The organism is Chroococcidiopsis sp. [FACHB-1243], assembly GCF_014696895.1.
In the GTDB taxonomy this organism is placed as follows: Bacteria; Cyanobacteriota; Cyanobacteriia; order Cyanobacteriales; family Chroococcidiopsidaceae; genus Chroococcidiopsis.
Genome location: NZ_JACJQX010000038.1, coordinates 58,985 through 69,928 on the forward strand (window position 1 = coordinate 58,985; position 10,944 = coordinate 69,928).

The window sequence follows — 10,944 nt, forward strand, 5'->3', positions numbered from 1 at the left end:
CTTAATCAGCGATCGTGGCACACGACTACCTGCTTTTGCAACAGTAGTGCGCGATCGCTCTTGGTGTGGGATGTGATGAGTGGTGCGTGGTACGTGGTGAAGCGGGCGGAAGCGGAGGTGTCCTCCGCATTGGAGCCGCGTCGTGGTGCGTGATGAATGGGGTGTGGAGTGTAGGGTGTAGTAAGTGGTATTTTTGCTCCCTCAGCTCCCTCAGCTGGGCGACTCTCTCTTCTCCCTGCTTCCTTGTCTCCCTTGTCTCCCTTGTCCCCCTTGTCCTCCTTGTCCTCCCTACTCCCTACTCCCTGCTCCCTGCTCCCTAATAACTGACATACACAAAGCCAGCTCAAAAGACATTAAATATATTTACAAAAAGTTTTAAGCTCTGTTGCAAATTTGCCCGATCTGCTGCCACAGTCGCCAATTCGGGCAAAAGACCGTGATACGATGCATTTTTAGCGATTTGAAGTTTGGGAGAAAAACTTTGACTCTACGGGTTGCTGTCGTTGGTTCGGGTCCAGCAGGTTCCTCCGCCGCAGAAGTCCTAGCCAAAGCTGGCATCGAGACTTACCTAATTGAACGCAAGCTGGATAATGCCAAGCCTTGTGGCGGTGCGATTCCTCTATGCATGGTGAGCGAGTTTGACCTCCCACCAGAAATTATTGACCGTCAGGTACGACGGATGAAGATGATTTCCCCCTCCAACCGCGAGGTGGATATCAATTTGGTTAATGAAGACGAATATATTGGTATGTGTCGCCGCGAAGTGCTGGATGGATTCCTGCGTAATCGGGCGGCGCAGTTGGGCGCAATTTTAATTAATGCCACCGTTCATAAACTTGATTTTCCCACAAATAGTAAAGAACCCTATACCATCCACTATGTAGACCACTCAGAAGGTGGGACGCAAGGTGTTGCCAAAACTCTGAAGGTGGATTTGGTTATCGGTGCTGATGGGGCAAATTCTCGGATTGCTAAAGAAATGGACGCGGGGGACTACAACTTCGCGATCGCATTTCAAGAGCGCATCCGTTTGCCTCAAGATAAAATGGCATATTACCAAGATATGGCGGAAATGTACGTTGGTAACGACGTTTCTACCGATTTCTATGCTTGGGTATTCCCGAAATACGACCACGTAGCCGTAGGTACGGGGACGATGCAGGTCAACAAAGCCAGCATCAAGCAGCTGCAAGCTGGTATTCGCGCCCGTGCAGCGAGAAAATTGGCTGGGGGTCAAATCATTAAAGTTGAGGCGCACCCTATCCCCGAACATCCCCGTCCCCGTCGCGTTGTTGGCAGAATTGCGCTCATTGGCGATGCTGCTGGTTACGTCACGAAATCATCAGGTGAAGGAATTTACTTCGCTGCTAAATCTGGGCGGATGTGTGCCGAAACGATTGTGGAGTTTTCCCAAGGCGGTAGCCGCATTCCGACAGAAGATGACCTTAAGGTTTATCTCAAGCGTTGGGATCGGAAGTACGGCATAACATATAAGGTGTTAGACATTTTGCAAACCGTATTCTACCGTTCCGACGCAACTCGCGAGGCATTTGTGGAGATGTGCGCCGATTTGGACGTACAAAAGCTTACGTTCGATAGCTACCTCTACAAAACTGTGGTTCCAGCTAATCCCATCACTCAGTTGAAGATTACTGCTAAAACGATTGGTAGTCTAATTCGGGGTAATGCTTTAGCTCCTTAATTGGGTCGATCGGTTTTTGATTTGTAGGGGCGTACAGATGTGCGTCCTTATATTTTTTTTGCTTACGCTAGGCAATGCGTAGCAATTCTAATTGATTTACCAACATTTTTCTGTAGAGACGTTACATATAACGTCTCTACACATGATGGGGCGATAAATATTTTGAGAATGCTTTGAGCAGGATTGCTTATTTTTATTTCTTAAGTTATTATTTTTTTAATTCAAAATTAAGAGCAATTTCAGTTTTAAAAAATCAGACTATATTTCTAGTATAAAAAACATAATATCAGAAAAGTAGACAAATGCAGATGAAAACAACTGCATTTTCTCCTAGAAACTAGAGCAAACAATTAAAGTTAACTCTAGCTATTTTTGTAAAAATATGGACTTATTCGTGACTGCTCCCGTGAGCTACAGCTACTTCCTCTACTTGCTCTACGCTTGGTAGTTCCAAGCAGTAGCCCGCACCATAAACAGTTTTGATATAGCGAGGGTGGCGTGGATCTGGTTCTAGCTTGGTTCGTAGGTGGCGAATGTGGACGCGAATAGTTTCAATGTCATCGTCAGGATCGTATCCCCAGACTTCCTTGAGAATGTCGCTAGGCGAAACAGTCTGTCCGTGACGCTGAAGCAAGCAGTGGAGTAACTCAAATTCTAGGTGAGTCAATTTGACCGTTTCAGCAAACCAGATAGCTTCAAAACGTTCTGGAACCAGAGTTAGAGGACCGTAGTTGAGGATCTCGCTATGCTTGGCTGCTTGAGGGATGCGATCGGTACGCCGAAGTAAGGCACGGACGCGAGCCAGCATTTCTTCAACTTCAAATGGTTTCGTCAAATAGTCATCTGCGCCTGCATTGAAACCTTCAACCTTATCTTGGGTTTGGCTTAGGGCTGTGAGCATGAGTACGGGAATTTCAGCCGTCCGTTCGTCGCGCCGCAAACGCTGGCAAACTGTAAAGCCGTCTACTCTAGGTAGCATCAGATCGAGCATAATTAAGTCTGGCTGCAACTGGAGTGCGAGAGCCTGTCCCTTAATTCCGTCTTCTGCTTGACTGACATCGTAGCCAGCCATTTCTAAGTTCACGGCAACCAATTCGGAGATTGCTGGATCGTCATCAATTACAAGTATTCGTGCCATTATTATTAAATCAGATTAACAAATGTTAATGAACAATAAGAACCTTGGGCAGATACAAAGATTGCTGTACTGATTATACGGATGATTCTAAAGATTAGCTATCGCTCATGTGGTGAATGTTGTAACAAAGTGATGAAAATTGAATGCGATCGCCGAGTTTGAGAGGCAAGAGGCGATGGACAAGAGGTAAGAGTTCGCTGACAACTGACAACTGACAACTGATAACTGAAATGCATCAAGGAAAATTGAATTCTGACTTTACGCCGCCTTGGTGGTTGCGCAATGGCTTAGCCATGACGGTTTACACTGCAATTTGGGCAAGCAAAGACTGGGAAAAAACGACTAGCCACCCAGAGCCGAATTATGAAGCAGTTATTTTTCACGGTGCTGGGGAAGTACCAATCTTTGGTTGGGTAGCAATTCCTGAAAATCCCAAAGCCACGATCGTTGGGACTTATGGTATTACAGGTACTTTGGAAAATCAGTGGTTTTTAAGACTTTTAGGACGCAAAGCTTTTGCTCAAGGCTATGCTGTAGTGCTATTTGACTGGCGGGCGCACGGTAAAACAGCTCAGCTATCACCAACTTTAACTTCTGATGGGTTATACGAAGGAGAAGATTTTGTTTGCATCGCCGCTCAAGCAAAAGTAATGGGTTGTCCCGCACCATTTTGGTTTACAGGCTTTTCCCTCGGCGGGCAATTAGCTTTGTGGGGAGTGAAAGCAGCACAGGCTCTAAAATTTGGGAGTCAGGAGTCAGTACGGGCGGGTTTGGAAACCCGCCCGTACGGGAGTCGGGGAGAAGAGGACAAGGAGGACAAGGAGGACAAGGAGGCAATTCTAACCACTAGCCACTCACCCCACTCCCTAATCCCGCAGGACATTGCTGGGGCGGCGGTGATTTGTCCGAGTTTGGATTCAAATCGATCGCTATCTTATTTGGTGAAGCACCCATTAGGGAGACAGTTGGAACAAGCGATCGCCAAACAGTTGAAAAAGTTGGCATGGCAGATCTACGAAGCACATCCAGGCGCGATCGATGCGGCTGCGATAGAAAAAGCTAATAGTATTTGGGGCTTCGATAACGAATTGGTAATTGAGAAACTAGGGTTTCCTTCGGTAGAGGCTTATTACGAGGCAAGTAGCGGTTTGCATATATTGCCGCAGTTACAAAAACCGACACTGATTATTTATGCTGCTAACGATCCGATGTTCGATCCAACAATTGTGCCAGACTTGCAAGCAGCGTGCGATCGCAATCCTCAGCTCGATCTACTGTTAACTCGCTACGGCGGACATGTCAACTACATGAGCGATCGCACCTGTCAGCAGCATTTTGCCGATCCCGATCCTTGGTGGGCGTGGAATCGAGTTTTGGAGTGGATTGATAGTTATCAGTAAAGAGTGGCTAGTGGCTGGTGACTAAAATTGCTTCCTTGTCTCCCTTGTCTCCCTTGTCCTCCGACTCCCAACTCCCAACTCCCGATTTCCATCAAACATCCAGCAAGCCATATTTTTTCTGCAAATCGAGCAATTTCATTCTGGCTTCTCCAGCATTGTCGGCTAAATCGGCAAATTCGATAAATCGGCGGAGTTCTTTGCGCAGAAGATTGCGTTCGACTTCCCATGTATCGCGATCTAATTCTGGGGGCAAAACGATCGCGTCGAATAATGTAGCGCGTTCCTTACCTGGATGAGGGCGTAAAATTCTGCCGCGTCGTTGTACGAATTGGCGCGGATTACTGCTACTAGCCAGAATCACGGCGGTTTGGATGGCAGGGATATCAACACCTTCATCTAAACAACGAATCGCGACTAAACCTTGCAGTTCTCCTGTTTCAAATTGACGGCGCAATTTTTCCCGTTCTGCTAAAGGGGTGTCAGCGGTGTAGGTGTTGACGCGATAGCCGAGTTCCACTCCTAACATTCTGACGACGGCTGCAATTTGGCGATCGCTTGCCGAGCTACGCTCATCTTCAGTCGTTCCATCGCCGCAATAAAATAGGGTGTGGGTTGTATCGCGACGGTTTTGCATTAACTGTCGTAAAGCATCAATTTTATTGGCTGCTGCGCCAACTAATCTAGCTCTCTGCATCAATAATGGCGTAATATCGCTTTCTGCGCCATTTTCTTGGGATGCGATCGCCCAGCCAATTCTCGTTGTCAGTTTTGCATAGGCTTGCGCTTCGGTAGCAGTCAGATCTACCAAAATCGGATAGTAAAGATAGCGGACTAATGCCCCTTGTTGCATGGCATCAGCTAAAGTGAGTTCTGGCTGTAGAACTGTTCCAAAGTAGTCGAAAATAAATTCCGTGCCTTGCTCGTCGAAGTATCTTTCTGGTGTAGCAGATAAACCCAGGCGCAGTCCGATTTGGCGGGGTAGACTTTGTTCTAAACGAGGCGCACCGAGGTTATGCGCCTCATCGCCAATTATTAGAGTTTTTTCTGGGAAATATTTCAATTGAGATTGAAAGCCTTCGCCAATTAGAGTTGAGTTGGTCGCGATGACAGTAACAAAAGGCTGACTGCCAGCGCGGACGTTATATAGTCCTGTAGATAGCTGACTTTGCCACTGCCGCAGACTTTCAAAGCCTAAAATCGGCTGCATCCCAAATTTTTCGGCTTCTGTCGCCCATTGGGTGACGAGATGACGATAGGGACAGACAACGATTAAAGCTTGTAAGCCAATTCTTTGATAGAGTTCGCAGGCGATCGCTAAAGCTGTAATTGTTTTACCGCTACCCGTTGCCATTTTCAACGTTCCCCTACCGCGATTGGCAAACCAATTAGTTATGGCTTGGCGCTGATACGATCGCAACTGTAGCACTCGGGGTATTCTCGGACATCCCGGTATCGGTAAGGATTTTGGTGTCGTCTGGGGTTGGTACTTGCCCCGTTCTTCCTTGGCAACAACTAATTTTAACTGCGATCGGGCATCAAGCTGGTATTTGACTGAACTCTGCGTAAGATACATTGACTTTAAATCCCATCTGAAGCAATGCGCTTGAAGAATAGAAGCATGACTGGCTTTAATGTCATAATTTATACCTTTATGGTAGTATAGTTTTCTATCTAAAAAAAGTTTGTCACAAATAACTCAAATTGAATCTACCAGGATCGATATTGGTAGCCACTATCATTTGATCCTCAATTAGTTAGTTCGTAGCTGCTCAAAGCCTATGCTTAAAGTCAGAGTTAAACGTGCTGTTTTTTTTTCTCGGATTCTAGTATAATTTGCCATATCAAATTTCAAGATCAACCGTAAAAATTTCATGTGACTTCAAAGCTGAGATCGATAAATTCTATACAAATTCTAGTTGCATACTGGTAGCGATCGTTGCTACAGATTTTGTATGCAATTAGTCAGGTTCAATTTCAATACAGGTTATCAAAAATAAAAAAAATCCAAGCAACCGAATAAAATTGTGTGTGATTTGAAGAGAGTTAAAGCCTAAATTTAGCTTTACAAGTAAACTTTGTAAAGTCTATTTTTTCTAGTGGTGAGCTTCATCCGAAGCGGAGTCAGTTTAAAAATAAAGATGCTCAGCAACAACACAGATTGCAGTTTAACCGAAGTCAATAAAAGCTCAAATGCCATCGATCCACTTCCTCCAGATGTAGTCAGACCAATGTGGTCTGTGATGATTCCCATATACAACCGCACAACATATCTGGAGCAAGCGATCGCCAGTGTTATAGAGCAGACGCGAGAATATGCAGCAGAGCGAATTCAAATTGAACTGATTGATAATTGTTCTACTAACCCTGAGATTGAATTTCTGATTCAGCGATTAGCTAAACAGCACAGAATTTCTGTTTACAGACAGCCTCAGACCGTCAGCATGGTTGAAAATCTCAACACTTGCATTCGTCGCGCTCACGGTCATTTAATTCATATTCTGCACGATGACGATATTGTTTTACCAGGATTTTATCAGTCTTTAGAAGCAGCATTTACTCAAGAACCAAGTATAGGTGCGGCGTATTGTCGGCACGGACATATTGACGAGAACAATCGGCAGCAAAATTATTTATCTTCATTAGAAAGAAGTACCTCTGGTATAATTCCTAACTTTCTAAAACGCATTGCAGTATACTCGCTTGTCGATCCACCAGCGATGGTGGTTAAGCGCAGTGTTTACGAACACTTGGGTGGCTTTCGTCCAGAATTGTATGGTGCTTGCGACCACGAAATGTGGCGGAGAATTGCCGCACACTACCCTATTTGGTTTGAGCCACAAGTACTAGCTTGTTTTCGCGTCCACTCTAGGTCTCAGACTTCTGCCTTTGTGAGAACGGGAAAAAACATTGTCAATATGCGTCAGAGTATTGAAACTACCCGCTCGTATTTACCAAAATCCACAGCCGAGCGCATAGCAAAACGAGCGATGGAAGAATGCGCCTTATATGCTTTAAGAAATGCTTTCAGAGTGCTTAGTAGGGGCGATCTAACCGCTACAAAAGCTCAAATTCGAGAAGCTCTCAAGTGTAATTACTCCTTAAAAGTCATAGCTGCACTATTCCTAGTGCCTTTCTTAGCTGTAGCTAGTAGCCTCAAACGATATTTGGAGCGGAATAGGGAGTAGGGAGAGTAGCTAGTGGCTAGTAATTTCTCCCTCTGCTCCCCTGCTCCCCTGCTCGTACGCTCCCTACTCCCTGTTCCCTAGTTATAGCCGCGCCACACGCCTAAGAGAACGCCTTGCAGTTGGACTTGCTTGGCGGCGATCTCTATCGGCTTGTATTTAGGATTAGCGGGTTTGAGCGTCACGCGATCGCCACGAAGATAAAAGCGTTTTAAAGTCGTACCGTGTCCGTCTACCCTAGCTGCAACGATCGTGCCATTTTTTACCTGTTCTGGATTGGCAACTGGACGCATGATTGCGAGATCGCCTTCAGTAATTAAATCTTCAATCATGCTGTCACCAATCACCCGCAACGCAAAAGTTGCTGGTGGTAAAAATAGCTTTTCAAAATCTAGGTGTTCGACAGCATCGGTAAACGGTTCGACCAAACCGCCAGCTGCGATCGCACCCAGAACTGGGATACTTTGTTGGGGAGATTGGGATTGTAAAATGCGGATTGTCCGTGCTTTACCTTCCGTCCACTCAATGTATCCTTTGGCGCGTAAATGTTCCAATCGACTTTGCACGGGTGCAGGCGATTTCAAATTCATCGCTTGCATCATCTGGCGAATTGAAGGTGAATGCTGGTATTGCCGCACGTATTCTGCTAACCAGTCATATAGTTCTTGTTGAGCTACCGTTAGGGGTTCCATAGTTTAGTGTGTTTCAATCGCGATATAGACCTCTTAGAACAGTCGTACTACAAAATTGCCCCTAATGGCAAAAAAAAGTTTTTATTTGGTAATTGGTAATTGGTAATTGGTAATTGGTAGTTGGTAGTTGGTACTTGCTCCCAAGTCCCCCAAGTCTTCTTTATCTCCCCTGCACACCTGCACACCTGCTTCCTTGTCCTCCTTGTCCACAGACACTTTGACGCGACATGCTTTAACGGGGGGAACCCCCGCAACTTCACTAAATTCCCAACAAACTAGCTAGTAAAGCTTTTTGAGCGTGCATTCGATTTTCAGCTTGATCCCAGACTTTGGAGTGAGAACCTTCTATGACATCGGTGGTTATTTCTTCGCCGCGATGGGCTGGGAGACAGTGTAAAACGATCGCCTCTGAATCGGCAAGACTTAACAATTGTTCGTTGACTTGGTAGGGTTGAAAGATTGGAATGCGGGAATTAGCTTCTGATTCTTGTCCCATGCTCGCCCAAACATCGGTATAAATGACGTGCGATCCTTTAGCTGCTGCTTCTGGATCTTCTGTTACGGTAATTTCAGTTTCTGGTAAGGCGATCGCTTTGGCTTGCTCGACAATTTCTGTTAAAGGTTTAAAATCGACAGGAGTAGCAATTCTGACATTCATACCTACCAAAGCACAGCCCAACAGCAAAGAATGAGCGACATTGTTACCATCACCTACATAAGTTAAAGTTAGTCCCTTCAACTTGCCAAAACATTCTTCTACCGTCAGCAAGTCTGCCAAAATTTGACAAGGATGTTCGCGATCGGTGAGAGCGTTAATGACAGGAATTTTGGCATAATGGGCAAAAGTTTCGAGTTGTTGCTGCTCAAAAGTCCGAATCGATAGAATATCCAAATATCGATCTAAAACTCGTGCTGTATCTTCTACAGGTTCGCCACGGCTAACTTGGGTTGTGGTGGTGTTAAGATCGATTACCTGCCCCCCTAATTGATACATTGCTACAGTAAAGCTGACGCGAGTGCGAGTTGAAGCTTTGTAAAATAGCAATCCTAAAACTTTATTGCACTGAGGCTTTAGCTGTCCTGATTTTAACTGCGCTGCCAGTTGTAGCAATGCTGTCACTTCCTCTGAAGTTAAATCGGCAAGACTTAGTAAATCTCTTCCCTTCAACTCTGCCATGCTGCCTATGGTGAATAAAGAACAGTGAGTAAGAAGCTGTCATAAACAAAATTTGACACAGCCTACCTCGTTTCGATTTTTCGCTGTGTCAAAAAAGTACTGATTCTTTAGAAATTAGCAGATTTTTGGCAGATAGAACAGTTAATTCTTAAGTTCGTGTGGGAAATAGACGACTCCATGTTTATCAAAGGAGGTAACCCCATATCCGACTTAACTGTTGCCCCCTTTTTGAGCGAGGGGATCGAAAACTCGACATAAGCTCTACATAGGCTTTCACAGTCTTGCTAAATGCCGACCAAGTTTGCTAACATAGGACACTGTGCTGGTGTAGCTCAGTGGTAGAGCAGCTGATTTGTAATCAGCCGGTCGCAGGTTCAAATCCCGTCACCAGCTTTTTTTTGTGCCCCTTGCTAGAAAAGTATTTTAGCCCCTAATCCAGTGCTCGTCAGAGTTAGGGGCGCATACTATGCTCGTGACGCGCTCTCGACACCAGCGACTTAGATCGGACAAAACCGTACAAAAAACACCACGATCGGTCAAGATTTTAGTAAAGCATTTAGTAAAGATGGTAGTCTCAAAAAAGCCAAAACAGAGCGATATCGAGATCGTTAACCAAAAACTTAAAGCTGCCGGAGTGCGACTGCAAGTGGTAATTCTTAACTACAAACTCTACTTACGCGGCACTTTACCACCCCGTCCTGGCTCAACTGACAATCAACCGAAGCAGACTTACCTGGCTTTAGGGTTAGATGCTACTCCTTACGGTTATAAGATGTCTCAGAGTAAAGCTCTGGAAATCTGGGCTGCTCTCGGTTAAAATAGATTCTGTTGGAATGACTACATCGATACAACAGATCGGGAGACTGTAGGAGCTGGGATCGATCGCTACAAAAAACACTGGCTCAAAATTAAGGGCGATACTCTAGAAAATCACCGCAAATGGCATCGGCAAGAGTGGTTGTCTGGCTTGAGATGGTTGCCTAGTAAGCAGGATTTGACTGCTGAGTTACTAGAGGCAACCGTTCAGCTTAAACCTCCTGATACCCGTGCGCGGCAGCGCATCGTGCAAATTTTGACTCAGTTTGCTAAATTTGCCAATGTTCAAGTCGATCTAAGGCTTTATCAAGGTAACTATAAGCCAAAGTCTCGCGATGTCCCTAGCGATGAAGAAATAGCTGCTATGAGAGCTACTATCAAAAATCCACAGTGGCAATTAATTTATACCTGTATGGCAGTCTACGGTTTGCGCGATCGTGAAGCCTGGCTGTGCGAAATTGACGATCGTCCACCATATGCTTGTCGAGTGCTAGATGGTAAAACAGGACCTATAAATGGTGTATTGCCACTGTATCCCGAATGGGCAATTGCCTGGCAGCCTTGGGTAGGAGAATTACCACAGGTGGCCTGTCACGGTGACTTTTCGATTTATGGCGATCGCACTTCTAAAGCCTTTCGCCGCGCCCAAATTCCTTTTGCTCCCTACAATCTTCGCCATGCTTGGAATATTCGCGGCACTGTGGTCTTTGAAATTCCTAATCTTGCAACCAAGACTAACTTACTTGAGTCGCTCTGGCAATTCCTCGCCATGATATCCTCTCAAGTCAGAGCCGCTCGATCGGTTGTTTCGTCTCCTGTGAAACAGGTGAGTTAGTA

The 10,944-nt window shown here is 45.4% G+C and carries 11 protein-coding genes and 1 tRNA gene; 6 read left to right on the forward strand and 6 right to left on the reverse strand.

The genetic code is table 11. The features are described from left to right. Window positions 1-5: 5 nt before the first annotated feature. A complete protein-coding gene (locus tag H6G17_RS24555) occupies window positions 6-347 on the reverse strand; it encodes a hypothetical protein (RefSeq protein ID WP_192161218.1) in 342 nt (113 codons plus the stop codon). Between the two features lie 134 nt (window positions 348-481). Here H6G17_RS24555 and chlP point away from each other — a divergent pair, with 134 nt between their 5' ends. Continuing rightward, a complete protein-coding gene (gene chlP / locus H6G17_RS24560; RefSeq protein WP_015155911.1) occupies window positions 482-1,702 on the forward strand; it encodes a geranylgeranyl reductase in 1,221 nt (406 codons plus the stop codon). A 388-nt stretch (window positions 1,703-2,090) separates the two neighbouring features. On the opposite strand, the gene H6G17_RS24565 is transcribed toward chlP, so the two are convergent. After that, window positions 2,091-2,840 (reverse strand): response regulator transcription factor, encoded by a 750-nt coding sequence (locus H6G17_RS24565; protein WP_192161208.1) that lies wholly within the window; start codon window positions 2,838-2,840, stop codon window positions 2,091-2,093. Window positions 2,841-3,070: 230 nt separating this feature from the next. On the opposite strand from H6G17_RS24565, the gene H6G17_RS24570 reads away from it, so the two are divergent. Further along, the gene (locus H6G17_RS24570; protein ID WP_192161209.1) at window positions 3,071-4,240 is read left to right on the forward strand and encodes an alpha/beta fold hydrolase; all 1,170 of its coding nucleotides are present in this window, start codon (window positions 3,071-3,073) and stop codon (window positions 4,238-4,240) included. 91 nt (window positions 4,241-4,331) lie between these two features. On the opposite strand, the gene H6G17_RS24575 is transcribed toward H6G17_RS24570, so the two are convergent. Further along, window positions 4,332-5,813, reverse strand: a complete 1,482-nt coding sequence (locus H6G17_RS24575) for a DNA phosphorothioation system restriction enzyme (protein ID WP_192161210.1) — start codon at window positions 5,811-5,813, stop codon at window positions 4,332-4,334. A 565-nt stretch (window positions 5,814-6,378) separates the two neighbouring features. On the opposite strand from H6G17_RS24575, the gene H6G17_RS24580 reads away from it, so the two are divergent. Beyond that, a complete protein-coding gene (locus H6G17_RS24580; protein WP_192161211.1) occupies window positions 6,379-7,425 on the forward strand; it encodes a glycosyltransferase in 1,047 nt (348 codons plus the stop codon). 77 nt (window positions 7,426-7,502) lie between these two features. Here H6G17_RS24580 and lexA read toward each other — a convergent pair whose 3' ends face one another. The 3 genes from lexA to argF form a co-directional block, all read right to left on the reverse strand. After that, a complete protein-coding gene (lexA, locus tag H6G17_RS24585) occupies window positions 7,503-8,114 on the reverse strand; it encodes a transcriptional repressor LexA (protein ID WP_015155906.1) in 612 nt (203 codons plus the stop codon). Window positions 8,115-8,195: 81 nt separating this feature from the next. Further along, window positions 8,196-8,330 (reverse strand): hypothetical protein, encoded by a 135-nt coding sequence (locus H6G17_RS34255; RefSeq protein WP_277876079.1) that lies wholly within the window; start codon window positions 8,328-8,330, stop codon window positions 8,196-8,198. Window positions 8,331-8,373: 43 nt separating this feature from the next. Beyond that, a complete protein-coding gene (argF, locus tag H6G17_RS24590; protein ID WP_192161212.1) occupies window positions 8,374-9,291 on the reverse strand; it encodes an ornithine carbamoyltransferase in 918 nt (305 codons plus the stop codon). A 321-nt stretch (window positions 9,292-9,612) separates the two neighbouring features. Here argF and H6G17_RS24595 point away from each other — a divergent pair. From H6G17_RS24595 to H6G17_RS24605, 3 genes are all read left to right on the forward strand, one after another. Next, window positions 9,613-9,684 (forward strand) — tRNA-Thr (locus tag H6G17_RS24595). A gap of 172 nt (window positions 9,685-9,856) precedes the next feature. Then, complete coding sequence (locus tag H6G17_RS24600) at window positions 9,857-10,108, forward strand: hypothetical protein (RefSeq protein ID WP_192161213.1); 252 nt, start codon at window positions 9,857-9,859, stop codon at window positions 10,106-10,108. Window positions 10,109-10,258: 150 nt separating this feature from the next. Continuing rightward, complete coding sequence (locus tag H6G17_RS24605; RefSeq protein ID WP_192161214.1) at window positions 10,259-10,942, forward strand: hypothetical protein; 684 nt, start codon at window positions 10,259-10,261, stop codon at window positions 10,940-10,942. The last annotated feature ends 2 nt before the right edge of the window (window positions 10,943-10,944 follow it).